This window comes from Lysobacter sp. MMG2 (assembly GCF_016735495.2).
Classification (GTDB): Bacteria; Pseudomonadota; Gammaproteobacteria; order Xanthomonadales; family Xanthomonadaceae; genus Lysobacter_J.
Window position 1 is genome coordinate 301543 of sequence record NZ_JAERQY020000003.1, and the last position, 18157, is coordinate 319699.

Below are 18157 nucleotides of genomic sequence, written 5' to 3' on the forward strand. Positions count from 1 at the left end.
GGGGCACCTTCTCAGCTCTGCACTCCCTTCGGTCGCCGCGAGGGGAGAAGGAAGAGCAGGGCGCGCGATCACCCCACCTGCAACCGCCACGCCAGCCCCGACACGCGCGAGGCATGCCGTACCAGCGCCGCGCGCAGCACGGGCTCGCTTGCGCACAGGTGCAGTTCGCTTCGCGCGCGGGTGACGCCGGTATAGAGCAGTTCGCGTGAGAGCGTGCGCGCATCCTGTCGCGGAAGCAGCAGCCAGACCGCGTCGAATTCCGATCCCTGCGCCTTGTGCACCGTCATCGCGAAGGCGCCGGTATGCGCCGGCAGCGACGCCGGATGGAAGCCGCGAACACCGTCGCTGCCGCCCGCGAACCAGGCCACCGGCACGCCCGTAGCGTCGTGCTGGACCACGCCGATGTCGCCGTTGAACAGTCCGTGGCGGTAGCTGTTTTCGGTGACCAGCAACAGACGCCCGTGGAAATACGGATCGCGCTGGGTGCCGGCGAGCGCGTCCTCGATGCGCTGGTTGAGCGCAGCCGCACCCTGCGCGCCTTCGCGCAGCGCGGTGAGCAGACGCAGGCCCCGCGCCTGTTCCAGCGCCTGCGCGGGATCGTTCGACGCCATCAGCGCGCGCCACGGGGCCAGCAGTGTTTCGCGCGACGCACCGGCGAGTGGGTCGTGCATGTCTTCGTGGAAGCGCACGCCGGCCAGACCGTCGCGAAGCAGCGCGATCGCGCGATCGGCATCGCCCACGCGCAGTGCATCGGCGAGCGGCGCCAGATCGAGCGACTGCGCCTGGCGGTAACCGCGCTGCAACTGCACGCGATGCCCTGCCAGGGCGCCGCCTTCCGACGCGCCTTCCGGCAGCGGACCCAGCAACGGCGCCAGCGCGCGCGTGAGCGACGCCGGCAACGCATCGCCCTCGCCCGCCGCGTCGGTGATCGCGGCCAGCACGTCACCGGCCTCCACCGAAGGCAACTGATCGCGATCGCCCAGCAGAATCAGGCGCGCGCCGTCGGCCACGGCTTCCACCAGCTTGCACATCAGCGGCAGATCGACCATCGAGGCTTCGTCGACGACGATCACGTCGAACGGCAGCGGATGATCGGCGTCGTGGCGGAAGCGCGGGCTGTCGGGAATCGTGCCCAGCAGCCGATGCAACGTACTCGCCGAGTGCGGCAGTGCGTCGCACCATGCCGGATCTATGCCGTGGAGCGCATGCAGGTGCCCGGCGGCGGCGCGCAGGCTCTCGGCCATGCGCTCGGCGGCGCGGCCGGTGGGCGCGGCCAGCGCGATGCGCGGCGCCGGCTGGCCGGACGACATCGCCTGCGCGATCAGCAGCAACAGCACGCGCGCGATCGTCGTGGTCTTTCCGGTGCCCGGCCCGCCCGTCACCAGCAGCAGCGAACGCAGCAGCGCCAGCGCGGCCGCGCGTGCCTGCCGATCCACGTCGCGCGCATGCGGGAAGAGGATGGCGAACAGCGGCGCGAGCGCATGCAGGTCTGCTGTCTGCGGCGTGGCGGCGGCGATCCGGCGCAGGCCTTGCGCGAGCCTGCGCTCGTACTCGCGATAGCGGCGCAGGTAGAGCAGGTTCTTCTCCAGCACCAGCGGCGCCTGCTCACTGGCCTGTGCATGCGAGGGACTGGCAACCCAGCGCGATGCGCCCAGCACTTCGCGCCACTCCTCCGCATCGGGCCATTCGACGGCGGCGTCGCATACGCGCTGCGGGTTTGACAGATCCAGGCCCGCATGCCCGTGCGCGATCGCCGAAGACGCCAGCGCCGCGGCGACCAGCACACGGTCGTCCGCGTCGCCCGTGTCGCGCCCCAGGCGGCGCAGGCTCTGCGCCAACGCATGGTCCACGGGTCGCAGCGCGCCCTGGCGCAGCAGTGCGTCGAGCAGGCTCATGCGAATGCCTCCTCCGGCGTGGCCACGCCGTGACGGAACAGGCCATCAAGCCCGTCGATCAGCGCGCGCGACGGACGCCATGCGTGCACCCCGGGCGAAGCCGCTGACGAAGCATCCAGGCCCCGGCAGAACAGATAGCGGATGCCGCCGAAGTGCGTGTCGTAGTCGTATGCCGCGCCCATCCGGAACCGCAGCCAGCGGTGCAGCGCCAACGCATAGAGCAGCGCCTGGAGCGTGTATTCGCTGTCGTCCATCGCGGTGGCGAGCGTGTCGCGATCGTAGGCGGGCAGGCGGTTGGATTTGTAGTCGAGCACGTAATACCGGCCGGCGTGCGCATAGACCAGGTCGATCTTGCCGGTCATGAGTCCTTCCAGCCGCTGGCGGTTGCCGAAGGCGTGACGCTCGCGCAGCAGTTCGTGCTCGTGCAGCAGTGCGAGCAGGCGCGCGACCGGCGTTGCATCGAGCGCGAAATGGAATTCCATTTCGGCCAGGCGCGCATCGTGCGGCACTTCGCACAGTCGCGCGCCCTCGGGCAGCGCGACGGTCAGCGTATGCCCCACCAGCGGTGCCAGGACCGCGACGCCGTCGTCGATGTCCTCGTCCGCATAGCCTTCGCCATGCAGCGCATCGACCAACGGACGGCGTTCGTCCTCCGGCATTCCGGTCGACAACCATTGCGACCAGGCGCCAAAGTCCACCCGCTCCAGCGCGCCGTGCAGCACGTTGCCGAAGCGGCTGCCGCTGAAGCGCGCGTCGCCGTCGAAGGTGGCGATCACCGGTTCGTCCTGCGCGCCGCCCTCCTCCGCCACCGCACGCGGCGCGGCTTCCACCGCGCCGGTGGCTTCGTTGGCGAGCTGGGTGAAGCTGTAGACCCACCAGTCGCGCGGCACGACGCGGCGCGCGCTGCGGGCGGGCGGAACGGGTTCGTCGCGCTCCGGCGCCAATGCGGCCGGCAGGCGCAGCGGCAAGCTCGGGCGCTGCACGTCGATGGACGCGCCAAGGCGCTGTTCGAGCGCGTCCACATCGCGCAGCATCGGCTCCAGCGGGCTCAACGTGGCATTGGCGAACGGGCCGGTCGCGAGCCACAGCGCATGCCGCGCACGCGTCAGGCCGACGTAGAGCAGGCGCGCGTCCTCGCCGCGTTCCTCGCGATCGTGACGTGCGCGCGCGTCGCTCCATGCGGCGGTGTCCGACGGCGTCGCATCGCTGCGCAGTTGCAGCACGCGGCCGGTGCCGTCGTGGAATTCGCACAGATTGCCGCCGCGGCCTTCGCGTCCGATCGCAACGAAGGGCAGGAACACGAACGGATACTCCAGCCCCTTGCTCTTGTGCAGCGTTAGGATCTGCACGCAGCGCGCGTCGGATTCCAGGCGCAGCTGCTGCGTCTCGTCGCTGTCGTCGTACTCGGCGATGCGCGTGCGCAGCCAGTCGACCAGGCCGTGTTCGCCGATGGCGCGCGTGTCGGCCTCCTGCAGCACTTCGGCCAGTTGCAGCGTGTTGGTGAGGCGACGCTCGCCGTCGGCCAGGGCCAGCAATCGCGGCGCGTGTTCGGCGGCGACGTCACCGAGCATCGCCAGTGGCCCGTGCCGGCGCCAGCGGTCGCGCCAGGCGAGCGCACGCAGCTGCCAGTGCCGATGCAGGGCGGCATCGTCGTCGAATCGCGCGAGCGTGTCGGCATCCAGACCCACCAGCATCGTCGCCAGCGCGCCGCGCAGGCGCGCGTCGTCGTCCGGACGCAACAGCGCTTCCAGCAGCGCGAGCACGTCGTGCGCTTCATCGGTGGAGAACAGGCTGCGTCGACCGGCCGCCACCGCGGCGATGCCGGCGCGCGACAGTGCATCGCGCATCAGCGTGGCCTCGGCGTGGTTGCGCACCAGCACCGCGATGTCGCCCGATTCCGGCGCGCGTTCGCGGCCGCGCTCGTGCAACCGCGCGCGGCCTTCGCGTGCGTCGTGCAGCAGCGAGAGAATCGCCGCCACGCAGGCTTCTCCCGCGAGTTCGCGCGCCTCGCCCACCAGCCACTGCGGCTTGCGACGGCCATCGTCGGGCGGCGGGAGCACGCTGATTTCCAGGGCCGGCGCGGTGCGGCCGTCGCGCTGGAAGTCGGCATCGCTCACCGCGCCGCCGGCTTCGACGTCGCGGAAGCGGATGCGTTCGTCCTCGAAGGCGCCCTCGCCCGCCTGCTCGTACAGTGCCGCGATCGCGCGCAGCAGCGAAGGACGCGAGCGGAAGTTGCGGTCCAGCGCCGGCGCGCGCTGCGCGCGATCGGCGGCGGCCAGGTAGGTGTGCACGTCGCCGCCACGGAAGCGGTAGATGGCCTGCTTGGGGTCGCCGATCAGGAACAGCGCGGGTTCGGCGGCGTCGCCTTCATGCGCGTCGGCCGCACCGAAGATGCGTTCGAAGATCGACCACTGTCGCGGGTCGGTGTCCTGGAATTCGTCCACCAATGCGAACGCGTACTGCGCGCGCAGGCGCTCGACCAGTTGCGCGCCGTGCGGGCCATCGAGTGCGTCGGCCAGGTCGGCGATGAGGTCATCGAACGTCTGCTCGCGGCGCAGGCGTTTGATCGCGGCCAGCCTGCGCGCGGCTTCCTCGCGCACGCGGTGCACGAGTTCGACGCGGCGCGAGGCGAGCCAGAGGCCGCGTTCGCGTGCCGCGTCCAGATACACCTCCACCGCCGCGAACAGCGGCGATTGCGGCGGCTGCAGCGGCGGGCCCTTCTTCGGCTTGTTGGTCTTGTCGGCCAGCATCGCCGGCGTCAGGCGGTCCAGGCGTTCGTGGATCGGCGCGGCGGGATCGTCCTGCAGGCACCATTGCGCCAGCGATTGGCGCAGTTCGGCGATCAGCGTGCGCTTGTAGGTCGTGCCGTTGAGGATCCTGGCGTCGATCGCCGCTTCGACCAAGGCGCAGGCGTCGTGCCCGTGTGCGTGGAACGCGTCGCGCAGGGCCTGCGCGGCGTCGCGAAGGCGCGGCAGCGGGTCATCGGACGGCGGCGGCGGCGCGGGCTGCAGGCGCGGCACGTACAGCAGCTTGCGCAGGTCGCCGGCGAGTTCCTCCGGCGTGCGCCATTGCGCTTGCAGCAGTTCGGCATCGGTGCGCTCGGCGCCGAGCGAACGCCACAGGTCGGTGGCGACGGCATCGACGAGTTCGCGTTCGCTGCCGGTGAGTTCCGGCGCCAGCAGCGGCTGCCCCGCTTCCAACGCATGCTCGGCGAGCGCTCGCGCGCAGAAGCCATGGATGGTGAAGACCGCCGCCAGGTCCATCTCGCGCGCGGCCTGGCGCAGGCGGCGTGCGAGTGCGAGCGGGTCCTCGACGCGCGCCTGGCGCTCGATCAGCGTGCGCGTCACCGCCGCTTCGCTGTCGTCGTCCAGCGTGGTCGGCATCAGCGCGACTTCGTTCGCCAGCCGCGCGGCCAGTTCCAGGCGCAGGCGCAGGCGTTCGCGCAGTTCCTGCGTGGCGGCCTCGGTGTAGGTGACGGCCAGGATCTGGCCGACGCGCAGGCCGCGTTCGATCACCAGCCGCGTCACCAGCGTGGCGAGCGTGAAGGTCTTGCCGGTGCCGGCGCTGGCCTCGATCAGGCGCACGCCGTCCAGCGGCAGGTCGAGGAAGGCGTCGTGCGTGGCGGCTTCGCGGCTCATGCGGCCACTCCGCTGCGACCGTCAGCGACACGTCCGTGCACGAGCGCGTCGAACAGCCGCGTGGCCAGCGCGCGGAAGCGCAGGCCGTCGCGGTCGTCGAGTTCGCCGGCGAACGGATCGCGCCCGCGCAAGGCGAGTTGCACGCCGGGCGTGTTGCCTTCGCCGAAGACCTTGCGCTCGCGGTCGCCCTGCCAGGCTTCGCGCGCGACCTTCCATGCCGCCTGCTCGGCGACTTCATCGCCGTGGGGCATGTCGTACCAGCGCCACGCGGATCGCGCCTGCAAGGGCAGCGGTTCGCGCATGCCCTCGCGGTACAGCGCCAGCAGCTCGCGCAATGCCGCGCGCGCCTGCGGCACCGGAATGGGCGCACGCGTGCGCACGAAAGGCCCCTCCTCCCACAGTGCGAGTTGCGCCAGCGGGCGCGCATCGCCCAGCGCGGACAGCACCAGCCAGTCCAGGCCGTGCGCGATCTGCGCCGGTCCGTGCAGCGTGTCCAGGCGCGTGCGCAATGCGCCTTGCGGATAGAGGCGGTCGAGATGGCCGTAGAGGCGGACACCGTCGACGTCGAGCTCGAACGCACGCGTGTCCGCGTCGCCCTGCCGCCACTGGCGCAGCGCTTGCGCGAAGGGCTGCACCTGCGCCTTCAGCGCGCCGAGCAGGCGTTCGCCCAGCGGACCCGATGGCAGCAGCGCGCGTGCGCGCAATCGCGCGGCGAGGTCGTCGGTTTCATCGTCGGCGCAGGCGTCGAAGACGACCTGTTGGAGCTTCCAGCGTTCGAGCCCGTTCGTCGGTGCGGACAGCGGATCCAGGTCATCGAGCGCATCCACTTCGTCCGGCAGGCGCAGTCCCATGCGCTGGCGCAGGAATTGGCCCGGCGGATCGGCGAGGAAGCGCCGCAGCGCGATGAGCGGCAGTTCGGCCGGTGCATCGATCGCGGGCAAGGCCTCGCCGAACCACGGCGCGGGCGCGCTTCGCGGCGCGCGCAGGGCGTCGGCGGCGGGATGCCACGGCGCCAGATAGCTGAAGTGCCGCGGCTCCGCGCGTTCGCCGAAGGCTCGCGGCGAGAACGGCTGCAACGGATGGTGCAGCACCAGGTCCGCGCGCGCGGAGGCGTCGTGGTGGTAGTGCGCGGCCGCGTCGAGCAACTCCGACACCAGCACCGACGGCTCGCGCGCGCTGCCGTCGCGCGGGTCGGCACCGAGCCAGCTCAGGTGGAACACCTCGCCCGCCGAGGCGAACAGCTGCAGGAACAGGAAGCGGTCGTCCTCACGCAGCGAGCGGTCGCCGAAGCGGCGCGCGGGCGTGGTGAGTTCCTGCGTCATGCGGTTGAGGCCGCCGGAGGCGTCGCGGCGCGGGTAATCGCCGTCGTTCATGCCCAGCAGGCAGATCACGCGGAACGGGATCAGCCGCATCGGCACCATGCGCGCGAAGCTGACGCCGCCGGTGAGCAGCGGCGCGCGCGTGTCGGATTCCGACAGCGCGGTGCGGAAGTATGCGCGGGCGACGTCCGGCGCCACGGGCCGGTCGAACTCGGCCTGGCGCGCGCTCTGCGCGAAGGCGTCGACGTGGCGGCGCAGGCGCTCGATCGCGCGCTGGTCGCCGACGGTGCGCGGGTGTTCGGGCAACAACGCGTCGAGCAACGCGAACAGCGCATCGCGCCATTGCGGCGGCGTCATCGCGCGGCCGAGCAGGCGCTCGTTGCGCGCGAGCACGCGCAGCACGCGGATCAGCGCGTCCAGTGCGTCCAGCGCGCTGCCTTCCAGTTCCGTCCACGGCGCGACGCCGGCGAGGTCGTCGTCCAGGCCGGTGGCGTGGCCGAGCAGCAGCCGGTCGAGGGCGAAGCGCCAGGTGTAGGCGTCGTCGGCGGGCGCGTCGTGGCGCGCACGGTGGTCGGGGTCCAGGCCCCAGCGCGCGCCGGCTTCGTGCAGCCACAGGCGCAGGCGCTCCAGGCCGGCGGCGTCGAGGCCGGCGGCTTCCATCAGCGCCGGGGTGGCGATCAGGTCCAACACTTCGCTCACGCCGAAACGCGCGTCGGGCAGTGCGAGCAGGCGCAGGAAGACGTCGGCCAGCGGCTCGCCCGCCAGCGGGCTCAGGTCGGCCAGCGCATAGGGAATGTAGTCGCGCGTGCCGCCCAGGCCGCCGAACACGGCCTCGATGTGCGGGCGGTACGGATCGATGTCGGGCGCGAGCACGGCGATCTCGCGCGCCTGCAGCGGCGGGTCGAAGCGCGGGTCGTCGAGCAGCGCGCGCAGGCGGTCGTGCAGCACCTGCACTTCGCGCAGACGCGTGTGGCAGGCATGCGCCTGCAGGCTGGGATCGTCGCGATCCACCGACTTGCGCCACGGCCGTGGCGCGCGCCGGTGCAGCAGGTCGCGTTGCAGGCGGCCGAGCAGGCTGTCGCGTTCGGGCGCGTCGTCGGGCAGCGCTTCCGGGTCCGCGTAGCGCTCCTCTTCGGCCGAGGCGTGCACCACGTCGTAGCCGCCGAGCACGGCCATGAAATCGCGGCCGGCCGCGCCCCAGTTGGACAGCAGCGGGTTCTCGTCCTCGCTCTCGGCGGGGTCCTCGCGCAGGCGTTCGGCCCAGCTCGGCAGGTCGCCCCAGTAGCGGCGCGAAGGCGTGGGGACGTGGAAGTGCAGCGTGCCCACGCGCGCCTGCGTGGCGATCACGCGGAGCACGTCTGGCGAGATGTTGAGCGTGGCGAAGGCGAACAGGCGCGCGGGCATGCCGGCCGGCAGCGGCGCGTCGGGCGCGGCGAAGCGCGCGAGGTAGTCGTCGATGCGGCGCGCGCGATGGCGGCGGCCGGCGGCGATGCGGCGCCACAGTTCGGCCTGGGCCTCGTGCGGCTCGCGGCCGGCTTCCCAGTCCAGCAGCCAGTCGCGGCGCCAGGCCTGGTACTTCTCGAAGATGGCGGCGAGTTCGCCGGCCAGCGCCCACGGCTTGAGGGCGTCGTCGCCCGACAGGTACGCCCGCAACGGCGCGAACGCCCGCCCGCCCAGCGCGGCCGGTTCGCTCAACTGCGCGTACAAACGCCACTGGAGCGCGGCGGCGTCGAGGTCGTCGCTGGCGCCGGGCACGTTGGCGTCGAGGGTCTCGCGCACGAACTCGCCCGGCGTGAGGAAGCGCAGGTTCGCGGCAATGCCGTGGCGCTGCGCCAGCGTCGACTGCAACCAGCGGCGCATCGCCACCTGCGGGATCAGCACCACCTCGGGCGCGAGCAAGGCCTGGCCCGGCACGGGCTCGCGCAGCTGGTTGGCGAACAGCTCCGCCAGCACGTCCAGTGCATTGGAGTAGTAGAGGCGGAAGTCGGAGCGGCCGGGCATCGCCGGTATCTTGCCGGAGTGCGGTCGCGCACGACGAGATGCGTTCTTTAAGGCGTCCCCAAAACCTCCTCGCCATGCTGGCCCTCGCCGTGCAGCGCCGACCCTGCCGATCGTCAGGCGGGCAAAGTGCAGCGAACCTGCGACAATGCCGGTCTTCCGGTTCCCATTCAGCCCTAACCGGCCATCCTGCCAGGCTTCACGGCAGCCGGCCGAACACGCCCCGCGCATGACGAACGAAACCCCCATCGTCAGTCTTCGCCAGCTCCGCCTCGATCGCGGCGGACGCACCGTGCTGCGCGACATCACGCTGGACGTGCCGCGCGGCAGCATCGTCGCGGTGCTGGGCCCCTCGGGCAGCGGCAAGTCCACGCTGCTGGCTGCGCTGACCGGCGAACTCGAACCCACGTCCGGCTCGGTCGAAGTCTTCGGCCAGCCCGTGCCGCAGGGCCGTCGCGCGCTGCTCGAGCTGCGCAAGGGCATCGGCGTGCTGCTGCAGGGCAACGGCCTGCTGACCGACCTCACCGCCGCCGAGAACGTGGCCCTGCCCCTGCGCGCGCACACCAAGCTGCCCGACGCGGTGATCCGCCAGCTGGTGCTGATGAAGCTGCATGCGGTGGGCCTGCGCGCGGTGGCCGATTCGTTCCCGCGCGAGCTCTCCGGCGGCATGGCGCGTCGCGTCGCGCTGGCCCGCGCGCTGGCGCTGGATCCGCCGCTGATGATCTACGACGAACCGCTGACCGGCCTGGATCCGATCGCCTCGGGCGTGGTGATGGAGCTGGTCCGGCGCCTCAACGACACCCTGGGCCTGACCAGCATCGTGGTCACCCATCACGTGCACGAGACCCTGCCCGTCGCCGACCACGCCATCGTGATCGCCAACGGCGGGATCGTCTTTTCCGGCACGCCGGACCAGCTGCAGGGCAGCGACGACCCGTTCGTGCGCCAGTTCCTCAACGGCGAGCCCGACGGCCCGATCGCCTTCGACGCCGCGCCGCGCAACTCGGAGGCCGCCTGATGCCCTTCGTCGCCGCCACCCGCTCCCTGGGTCGGGCCGGGCTGTTCTCGCTGTCCGTGCTGCGGGCGTCCAAGCCGACCGCCGACTTTTGGCGCGAGCTGACTCGCGAGATTTACAAGATCGGCGCACGTTCGCTGCCGATCATCGCCGTTGGCGGCGCGTTCGTCGGCCTTTCGGTGACGCTGTTGGGCTATCGCGCGCTCGAGACCTACGGCGCCACCGCCCAGGTCAGCGCCCTGCTCGGCCTGGGCCTGTACCGCGAACTGGGCCCCGTGCTGACCGCCCTGCTCTTCGTCGGCCGCGCGGGCAGCTCGATCGCCGCCGAACTGGGCCTGATGCGCGCCACCGACCAGATCACCGCGCTCGGCCTGATGGCCATCGACCCGGTCGGCAAGGCCGTGGCGCCGCGCTTCTGGGCGGCGGTGATTTCCGTGCCGCTGCTCACCGCGTTCTTCATCAGCTTTGCCATCGCTGCCAGCTACTTCGAGTCGGTCCACGTGATCGGCCTGGACAACGGCACTTTCTGGCAGGTGCTCAAGGACAGCGTCGACTTCGCCGACGACTTCGTCATGGCCTTCGTGAAGGCGGCGGTGTTCGGCGGCACCTCGGCGCTGGTCGCGGCCTACGTGGGCTACCACGCGGAGCCGACCATCGAGGGCACCTCGGTGGCCACGACCCGCGCCGTGGTGAATGCCTCGCTGCTGGTCCTGATGTTCAATTTCGTGATGTCGGCCTTCCTGTTCCAGTAGCCGGGATTCGGGATTGGAGATTCGGGATTCGTAGAAGCCCGCTCCAGCCCGGTCCGTCACCCTCGCTCTTGCGAATCCCCAATCCCGAATCCCGAATCCCGCCATGACCGTCCGAGCCCCAAGAATCGAATTCGCCGTTGGCGCCTTCCTGCTGCTGGCCCTGGCCTCGCTGCTGGTCCTGGCGCTGGCCTCGACCAATGGCCGCTGGGGCGTGGGCGGCGACACCTACGAGGTGACGGCCCGCTTCTCGACCATCGGCGCCCTGCGGCCCAACGCGCCGATCAAGATCGGCGGCGTGGCGATAGGACATGTCGCCAAGATCGACGTCGATCCCGTCAAGTTCGACACCGTTGTCACCCTGGCGATCAACAAGCGCTACGACAAGCTGCCGGCCGACACCGCCGCCAGCATCCTCACCAGCGGCCTGCTGGGCGAGAGCTACGTGAACCTGGCGCCGGGTGGCGATCCCGAGAACCTGAAGCCCGGCGACGAGCTCTACCTGACCCAATCGGCGGTGGACCTGATCCAGCTGGTGGGCAAGTACATGTTCAGCGGCGGTGGCGCGAAGCCTGCCGACAATGCCGGCCAGGCTCCGGACCCGAACGCCGGCGTTCCCGATTACCTCCAGGGCGAAGCCGCCCCCAAGGAAGAGACCAAGACCCCATGAAGCGCATCCCCCACCGCTCCTTGACCGTTTTCATTGCCGCCGCCCTGGCCGTCGCCGCGCCGGGCGCCGTGCTGGCCCAGGCCGCCGACGCGGCGGCCCCGGCCGCCGCGAGCGCCGCCCCGGCCGGCTCGCCGAGCCAGCTGGTGCTGAGCAATTCGACCCGCATCCTGGCGACGCTGGAATCGCGCCGCGCCGAGTTCACCCAGAACCGCGCCGCCCTGCGTGACTTCATCGCCAGCGAGTTCAACGCGATGTTCGACCGCGACTACTCCGCCCGCCTGGTGCTGGGCGTGCACGGCCGCGGCGCGTCCGACGCCGACGTGAAGGTGTTCGCCGACGCGCTCGCCGACAGCCTGATGCAGCGTTACGGCTCCTCGCTGCTGGACCTCAACACCAAGCTCAAGGTGCGCGTGAAGTCGGAAACCCCGCTGCGCGGCGGCGCCATCGTCAAGGTGTCCAGCGAGTACCTGCGCCAGGGCAACGAAGCCGTGCCGGTGGACTACCTCATGCGCAAGGTCGGCACGCAGTGGAAGGTGTTCGACGTGATGGTGGAAGGCGTCAGCTTCGTGCAGACCTTCCGCAACCAGTTCGACGCGCCGCTGAAGCAGAAGTCGATCCCGCAGGTCGCCGCCGACATCAAGGCCGGCAAGCTGCAGGCACAGGCGGCCAGCAACTGACCATGGCCGCTGCGACGGTCCGCCAGGACGGTGACACCCTCGCCTTCGGCGGCGTGCTCGAGCGCGCCGCCGTTGCCTCGTTGTGGTCGCAGCTGCGCGCGGCGAAGGCGCGACGGCTCGACCTGAGCGCCGTGGAATCGGTCGACAGCGCGGGACTGGCGCTGCTGGCCGAGCTCAGCGCGCGCCTGGGGATCGTCGAAGTCGTCGGTTCGCCGCCCGGTCTGTCCGAACTGCGCAGCGCGTACCGCCTGGATTCCACGCTCGCCTTCGCCGGCTGAGCCGCGACACTCCGTTCCGGTCGTGGCCGCGGGCCCGGCCGGCCGAGCATTTCCCGAGCCTTTACACTGCGACCCATGCGCCCCCACGCACCCCTCATCGCATTCGTGCTCGCCGCCGCGCCGCTGCTCGGCCAGGCGCAGATCATTACCCGTCCGCTGTCCGGCGCGCAGAGCGAGGAATTCGATCGCTGCATGAAGGCCGCCGGCACCGACGCCGCGGCCGCGCGCAAGTGCGTGGCCGCAACCATCGACGGCGAGACCGGCCGACCGCCGGCCGAGGCCCAGCCGCCGTCGACGCCGACGCCACCGCCGACGGATGAAACGCAGCCGCCCGCCACGCCGACCGTGCCGCCGCCGTCCGAACCCGTGCCGCCTCCGGTCCCGCCGACCGAGCCGGCCACGACGCCGCCGACGGAGCAGGTGACGCCGCCCGATGCACCGGTGCCGACCGACATCCCGCCCACGCCCGTCGATGCGCCCGAACCGGGCGCCGACGTGCAGGGCGAACCGACCCAGGCCGAGCGCGACTTCGACGACATCTACGGCCAGTACGGCGATCCGAACCTGCCCACGCCGATGGCGCCGCCTGCGGTCTACGACCCGTGGGAGCGCTACAACCGCGGCATGCACAAGTTCAACAATGCGGTCGACCGCACCGTCGCGCGTCCGCTCGCGCGCGGCTACGTGAAAGTGGTGCCGCGCCCGTTCCGCCTGGGCGTCAGCAACTTCTTCAACAACCTCGGCCAGCCGGTGTCGGCGATCAACGCGCTGTTGCAGGGCAAGCCGAAGCAGGCGGGGCAGTCGCTGGGGCGTTTCCTGCTCAACTCGACGCTGGGCATCGGCGGCATCTTCGACCCGGCGTCGGACGCCAAGCTGCCCAACAAGAGCGAGGATTTCGGCCAGACGCTGGGCATCTGGGGCTGGAAGAACTCGCGCTTCGTCGAACTGCCGCTGTTCGGCCCCCGCACGCTGCGCGACAGCTTCGGCATGGTCGGCGACGCGCCGCTGAGCCCGCTGCGCCAGGTCGAGGCCGACCGCGTGCGCATCCCGCTGCAGGGCCTGCAGCTGGTGGACGTGCGCGCGCAGCTGCTGGCGACCGACAGCTTCCGCGAAGGCGCCGAAGACGACTACACGCTGGTGCGCGATGCGTGGATCCAGCGCCGCAACTACCAGATCTTCGGCGACCGCATGCGCGATGAAGACCAGTCGCTGCCGGATTACCTGCGCGACGACACCAACCCGCAGGTGCCGGTGGATGCGATGCCGGTGATGCCGACGGACGGCAGCTGAGTGCGGCCCTTACTGTCGCGATGAAATGCGAAAGCCCCGGTGGAAACGCCGGGGCTTTTCTCTTGAGGACGGGCTTGTGCAGCGCGGCCGCGGCGGCTCGCTTACACCGTCATTCCATCTACCGTCACCGCACCTACCGTCATCCCGCGAAGGCCGGGATCCAGGCCGTCACGCTTCGGACTTCTGTACGGAATGACGGGAAGGGCAGGGCGCAGACGGATGCCGCGCCTCAATCGCCCGATCCCGACCGCTCCAGCGTCAGCGGAAGCACCTGTTCGTCCGGCGCCAGTTCGGCCGACAACGCCTTCTTCCCCTTCACGCCAAGCTCGACGAGTCGGCGCGCGCGCGGGATCACCGCATGCGTCGATTCCGACAGCTTGTTGCGCGCGTTGACGAAGGAGGTGTTGGCTTCGTTGAGCTTGCGGCCCACCTGGTCGAACTCCGTCAGGAAGTTCTGCAACGCGTCGAGCACGCGGCCGCCAGCGTCGCTGATGTCGATGGCCTGGCGCTGGATCTTGTCGCGCGTCCACAGGCGCTCGATCACGCGCAGCACCGCCATCAACGTATTGGGCGAGGCGAACACGATGCCGCGCGCGAACGCGTCCGTCTGCAGCGCAGGATCGGTGCCCAGCGCGGCCGACAGCGCGCCTTCGATCGGCACGAAGGCGACGGTGACTTCCAGCGCCGAATCGCCGACGGCCTTGGGGTAGTTCTTGTCGGCCAGGTCCTTCATGTGCTGGCGCAGCGCGACCGCGTGGCGCCGCAGCGCGTCCTCGTGCTCTTCCGGGGTCTGCGCGTTCATCGCCTGCTCCCAGTCGATGAGGTTGACCTTGCTGTCGACCACGATGCGGCGGTCGCCGGGCAGGCGCACGACCACGTCCGGACGCAAGCGACGGCCTTCGTCGTCCTCGCTGGAGGCCTGGCGATCGTAATGCGTGCCGTCTTCCAGCCCGGAACTGCGCAGCACGCTTTCCAGCATCAGCTCGCCCCAGTCGCCGCGCACCTTGGCGCTGCCCTTGAGCGCGCGCGTCAGCGCCGACGCCTGCGCCGCCATGTCCTGGTTGAGCGTCTTGAGCTCGTTGACCGCGCCGGCAAGCGAGGCGCGCTCCTTGGCTTCCTCGCCGTAGACGGTGTCCACGCGCGTGCGGAATTCGTTGAGCTGGTTGGCGAAGGGCTTGAGCAGCGTCTCGAAGTCGGTGCGCGACTGCTGCGTGGCGGTGCGCACGTTGTTCTCGAACTGGGCGCCGCGTTCCTCGAAGGTCTTGCCGGCCAGTTCGGCGAAGGTGGCCGACAGCTTCGTCTGCGCGGATTCCAGGAAGCCCTTGATCTCGGCCTTGGCCTGCTCGGCATGGGCGAGGTTGGCTTCGGTCTGCGCGGAGCGCTCGCGTTGCAGTGCCAGTTCGGCGCGCAAATGCGACAGCTCACCGCGCTCGGCGTCCAGGCGGGCGCGCAGGTCGGCCAGCTCAGTGTCGCGGGCGCGCAGGTTGGCGTTGAGTTCCGCCGCCGCCGTGCCGTGCCGCTCCGCGCGGGCCTGTGCTTCGCCGCACTCCTGCGCCAGTCGCGAGAGATCGCGCTCGCGCGACGCCAGGTCGGCGTCGCGCTCGGCCAGCCGCACGGTCAGCGCGGACAGTTCGATCGCCTTGGCGCGCTCGGCTTCGCGCAGCGCGGACAGCTCCGCGGCGTTCGCGCTATCGCCCTGGCCGCGCGAGAGCCGCGTCAGCTGCCAGGCCACGTAGGCCAGCATGAGCACGATGACGGCGCCCGCCGCGTAGATCAGCGTGTCCATGGAAGGTTGGCCTCGTGCGGTTCGATACAGGGTCCAGTGTATCGGTGCGCGTCTCAATGGGTGAGACGCGCCACGCGTAGCGAAGCCGCGTCAGTCCACCACGCGGCAGAACACCGCCTTGAGGTAGCGCGATTCCTGCACCTGCGCGAGCCACGGGTGGTCCGCACCGGCGCCCGCGACCTTGAGCACCTGCACCGTGCGCCCGGAATAGAACGCGGCGCGACGCAGCATGTCGAGGAACTGGTCCTCGGCGACCAGGCCGGTGCACGAGAACGTCGCGAACAGGCCGCCCGGCTTCACCACGCCCAGCGCCAGCTTGTTCATGTCCAGGTACTTCTTCAGCGCGGGAATGACCTGCTCGCGGTCGCGCGTCATCTTGGCCGGGTCGAGGATGACCACGTCGTACTGGTCGCCGCGGATGCCGGCGTCGCGCAGCCACGGGAAGATGTCGGCCTGCACGAAGCGCGGGCGCACGTTGTTGAGCTTGGCGTTGCCCTTGGCGATTTCGATCACGTCGGCGTCGATGTCCACGCCGGTCACTTCGGAGGCGCCACGCACGGCTGAGTACACCGCGAAACCGCCGGTGTTGCAGCACAGGTCAAGCACGGTCTTGTCCTTCACCTGCTGCGACAGCCACTCGCGGTTCTCGCGCTGGTCGGCGAAGAAACCGGTCTTGTGCGCGCCGGCCGGGTCGGCGCGGAACTTGATGCCGTATTCGGTGATGACCGCCGGCGGTACGGCTTCGCTGCCGCGGAAGTCGAAGGATTCCTGCTTCTGCACGTGCTCGTCGGCGAAGCTGTAGAAGCGGCAGCCGGGGAACTGCGCCTTGAGCGCCTCGTAGATCCACTCGCGATGGCGGAACATGCCGGCGCTGAAGAACTCCACCACCAGCAGGTCGCCGTAGCGGTCCACGACCAGGCCGGAGAGCCCGTCGCCCTCGCTGTGCACCACGCGCCAGGCGTCGCTCACCTCGTCGAGCTTGAGCACGTCGCGGCGCAGCGAGACGGCCGCGGCGATCTTGCGGGCGAACCAGCCGGCGTCGACCTCGACGTCCGGGTTCGCTTCCAGGATGCGCACGGCGATGCGCGAGTGGCCGTTGTAGAAGCCGCGGCCGATCCAGTCGCCCTCTACGCCCACGACATCGACGATGGCGCCGGGCTTGGGCCGCTGGGCGGGCTTGTCGACGAGGCGCTGGAAGATCCAGGGGTGGGTGGATTTCCAGGCGTTCTTGAGGCGTACGGTGGGGAGTTCGGCGTTCATCCGGGCATTTTACGTGCGCGCCGTCGCATCCGGCCGCATCGACCCGTCGACGGGACGAATCGGCCCGTCCTGGCCGGCTTGCATTCACGCCCGGCGGTCGCAATGTGCTCGGTATGCACCTGCCCACGCCCGAAGCCCTCCCCGACACGCCCGAGCAGCGAAAGGCCGACAAGCGCCGCTGGCTGCGCGCCTTCAACCTCAGTCTGGGCTTCGTCCTGCTGCTGTTCGCGGTGTTCACCGCGCAGGGGCTGTTCGACGTGGCCGCCTGGACGGTGCAGCCGTGGTCGGTCGAGGGGCTTCTGGGCATCCTCACCGCGCCGCTGCTGCACGGCTCCTTCGAGCACGTCGCCGCGAACGCGATCGCCTTGCTGATGCTGGGCACGCTGGCCGGCGGCCTGTACCCGAAGGCGACGATCCGCGCGCTGCCGCTGCTGTGGCTGGGCTCGGGCCTGGGCGCGTGGCTGCTGGGCGATCCCGGCACCCGCCACCTGGGCGCGAGCGGCCTGACCCACGGCCTGATGTTCCTGGTGTTCGTGCTCGGCCTGCTGCGCCGCGACCGCGCCTCGATCGCAGCCGCGATGCTCGCCTTCATGTTTTACGGCGGCATGCTGCTGACGATCCTGCCGCGCGAGCCGGGCGTGTCCTGGCAGGCGCACCTGGGCGGCGCGGTCGCGGGCGTCTTCGCCGCGTGGCTGCTGCGCCGCACCGACCCGCTGGCGCCGCGCAAGCGGTACAGCTGGGAGGACGAGGAGGAGGGCACGATCGCGCCGTTGTCGGATGAGCTGGAGCCGCCCCGGCCGGATGAGGTCCCCGTGCTGTGGCACCGTCCGTCGACAACCCGTGGCGTGGTGAGGCGACTTTCGGACAAGTCCTAGGGTTTCCCCAGGGGGGCGTCGCTAGATTGCGCATTCCCTTCCTGCCCCCCGCGCTTGTGCATGAGCGAGAACCTCTACGCGCCGCCCGCCGCGCCGCTCATCGATCCGGCCCCGCTTGCGTCGCAAGGCAACGAATTCTTCGTCGTCAGCCCCAGGAAGTTCCTGCTGCTGTTCGTGACAACGCTCGGCATGTACCAGCTCTACTGGTTCTACATGCACTGGGCGCGGTTCCGTACGGTGAACCGTCAGAAGATGCTGCCGATCGCGCGCGCCGCCTTCAGCATCTTCTTCACCCATGCCCTGACCCGGCAGATCGACAACCGCCTGCAACGCGATGACCGGCCCTACCCGTGGTCTGCTTCGGGCGTGGCGACCGTGTATGTCGCCCTGGCCGTCACGATGAACATCTTCGACCGCCTGGCATTCCGGGAGATCGGTTCGCCGATCACGGACCTGATCGGGATGGCGCTGGTGCCCGTGCTGGCGGTGACGGGAGTGCGGATCCAGAAGGCCGCCAACCTCGCTTGCGGCGACCCCGAGGGCGAGTCGAACCAGCACCTGACCTGGGCCAACTGGATCTGGCTGGTCATCGGGGCGCTGTTCTGGATCCTCTGCCTGTTGGGATTCTTCCTCCCCGAGTGATGGCGGGTGCCTTGAGGCACTGGCATGGGAGGTGCGGGATGTTAGCGTCGCCGCTAACCAGACAC

At 70.6% G+C, this 18157-nt stretch carries 13 protein-coding genes; 8 read left to right on the forward strand and 5 right to left on the reverse strand.

Annotated elements, in window-relative coordinates:
* Window positions 1-68 precede the first annotated feature (68 nt).
* From recD to recC, 3 genes are read right to left on the reverse strand one after another with little or no spacing between them, the layout of a single operon-like run.
* On the reverse strand, window positions 69-1895 hold the full coding sequence (gene recD / locus JI752_RS13280) for an exodeoxyribonuclease V subunit alpha (protein WP_216964820.1): 1827 nt from the start codon (window positions 1893-1895) through the stop codon (window positions 69-71).
* On the reverse strand, window positions 1892-5533 hold the full coding sequence (recB, locus tag JI752_RS13285; protein ID WP_216964822.1) for an exodeoxyribonuclease V subunit beta: 3642 nt from the start codon (window positions 5531-5533) through the stop codon (window positions 1892-1894). Before recB ends, recD begins: the two co-directional genes overlap by 4 nt.
* Window positions 5530-8853 (reverse strand): exodeoxyribonuclease V subunit gamma, encoded by a 3324-nt coding sequence (gene recC, locus JI752_RS13290; protein ID WP_254200773.1) that lies wholly within the window; start codon window positions 8851-8853, stop codon window positions 5530-5532. Before recC ends, recB begins: the two co-directional genes overlap by 4 nt.
* 226 nt (window positions 8854-9079) lie before the next feature.
* Here recC and JI752_RS13295 point away from each other — a divergent pair, with 226 nt between their 5' ends.
* From JI752_RS13295 to JI752_RS13320, 6 genes are all read left to right on the forward strand, one after another.
* Entirely contained in the window at window positions 9080-9868 is a 789-nt protein-coding gene (locus tag JI752_RS13295) for an ABC transporter ATP-binding protein (RefSeq protein WP_216964824.1), read from the forward strand.
* Complete coding sequence (locus JI752_RS13300; protein ID WP_216964826.1) at window positions 9868-10617, forward strand: MlaE family lipid ABC transporter permease subunit; 750 nt, start codon at window positions 9868-9870, stop codon at window positions 10615-10617. Before JI752_RS13295 ends, JI752_RS13300 begins: the two co-directional genes overlap by 1 nt.
* A gap of 103 nt (window positions 10618-10720) precedes the next feature.
* Window positions 10721-11284 (forward strand): outer membrane lipid asymmetry maintenance protein MlaD, encoded by a 564-nt coding sequence (mlaD, locus tag JI752_RS13305; protein ID WP_216964827.1) that lies wholly within the window; start codon window positions 10721-10723, stop codon window positions 11282-11284.
* Window positions 11281-11961: an ABC transporter substrate-binding protein gene (locus JI752_RS13310; protein ID WP_216964829.1), complete on the forward strand. Its 681-nt coding sequence runs from the start codon at window positions 11281-11283 to the stop codon at window positions 11959-11961. The genes mlaD and JI752_RS13310 overlap by 4 nt, the downstream gene beginning before the upstream one ends.
* Before the next feature lie 2 nt (window positions 11962-11963).
* Window positions 11964-12239, forward strand: coding sequence for an STAS domain-containing protein (locus JI752_RS13315; RefSeq protein ID WP_216964832.1), 276 nt, complete (start codon window positions 11964-11966; stop codon window positions 12237-12239).
* 75 nt (window positions 12240-12314) lie between these two features.
* Window positions 12315-13529, forward strand: coding sequence for a VacJ family lipoprotein (locus JI752_RS13320; RefSeq protein ID WP_254200776.1), 1215 nt, complete (start codon window positions 12315-12317; stop codon window positions 13527-13529).
* Window positions 13530-13758: 229 nt separating this feature from the next.
* Here JI752_RS13320 and rmuC read toward each other — a convergent pair whose 3' ends face one another.
* Both rmuC and JI752_RS13330 read right to left on the reverse strand, forming a co-directional pair.
* On the reverse strand, window positions 13759-15315 hold the full coding sequence (gene rmuC / locus JI752_RS13325) for a DNA recombination protein RmuC (RefSeq protein WP_216964834.1): 1557 nt from the start codon (window positions 15313-15315) through the stop codon (window positions 13759-13761).
* A 90-nt stretch (window positions 15316-15405) separates the two neighbouring features.
* Window positions 15406-16575 carry a class I SAM-dependent rRNA methyltransferase gene (locus JI752_RS13330; protein WP_216964836.1) on the reverse strand — a complete coding sequence of 390 codons (1170 nt, stop codon included), beginning with the start codon at window positions 16573-16575 and terminating at the stop codon, window positions 15406-15408.
* 113 nt (window positions 16576-16688) lie between these two features.
* Here JI752_RS13330 and JI752_RS13335 point away from each other — a divergent pair, with 113 nt between their 5' ends.
* Together JI752_RS13335 and JI752_RS13340 are read left to right on the forward strand one after the other, a co-directional pair.
* Window positions 16689-17450, forward strand: a complete 762-nt coding sequence (locus tag JI752_RS13335) for a rhomboid family intramembrane serine protease (protein WP_216964838.1) — start codon at window positions 16689-16691, stop codon at window positions 17448-17450.
* 60 nt (window positions 17451-17510) lie between these two features.
* Window positions 17511-18092 carry a hypothetical protein gene (locus JI752_RS13340; protein ID WP_216964840.1) on the forward strand — a complete coding sequence of 194 codons (582 nt, stop codon included), beginning with the start codon at window positions 17511-17513 and terminating at the stop codon, window positions 18090-18092.
* Window positions 18093-18157 lie beyond the last annotated feature (65 nt).